Source organism: Cesiribacter sp. SM1, assembly GCF_020178975.1.
Classification (GTDB): Bacteria; Bacteroidota; Bacteroidia; order Cytophagales; family Cyclobacteriaceae; genus Cesiribacter.
In genome coordinates this window covers 1-610 of record NZ_JAHXBU010000072.1, presented here as the reverse complement: position 1 = coordinate 610, position 610 = coordinate 1, and the positions used below count along the sequence as shown (strand labels likewise).

The window sequence follows — 610 nt, the reverse complement described above, 5'->3', positions numbered from 1 at the left end:
ATAACGTCCATTGAATAAAGCAGATGCCCTGCACTGGCCTTTGCTGAAAGGACGCAAAAATTGCTTCCTGCATTGTCAATGGCTGAAAGCTGTTGGGGCATTTGCTTTATTCTGTTGTTACCTTCAGTTTATTATTTTTATTCAACATTCAGGTAGTTCTTTTCCAGTCCTACCATATGTTCTAGTTCGCTTTTATCAGTAATAATATTTTTCAATCTATTCCAGGAAGCCAGTCCTTTTGATACAACTGCTTGCCATTCTTCATCATTCAATATTTCTTCATCTCTTATATCCGGATTTTTCATCCTTTCACTATCCAGATATTGATCGAATGCGAAATGAAATTCTTTGATAGCTTCAAATTCATCCACTGAGATAATCCCATTTTTTATCTGAGATTCATAGTGATCGTCCAGATTGAGATCATCAAAGTATTGGTGCATATCCTCGTTAAACCATCCAACTACATTAGGATACCTTTGCTCAATCCAAAGTCCCCATTGATATTCCAGATGCGAAAATTCAAACAGTGACCCTATCCAGCGCCACCTCCACCTTTCTTTCAATTCTGCTGGTGACGGATTGCTCATTTTTATTGAAGGTAACGTCC

Annotated in this window: 1 protein-coding gene; it reads right to left on the bottom strand. The window is 37.9% G+C overall.

Annotated features, from left to right (window positions below; translation table 11 throughout):
- Positions 1–137: 137 nt before the first annotated feature.
- Positions 138–610: hypothetical protein (locus KWJ01_RS13265; protein WP_224996950.1), on the bottom strand; the 473-nt coding region annotated here is incomplete at its 5' end.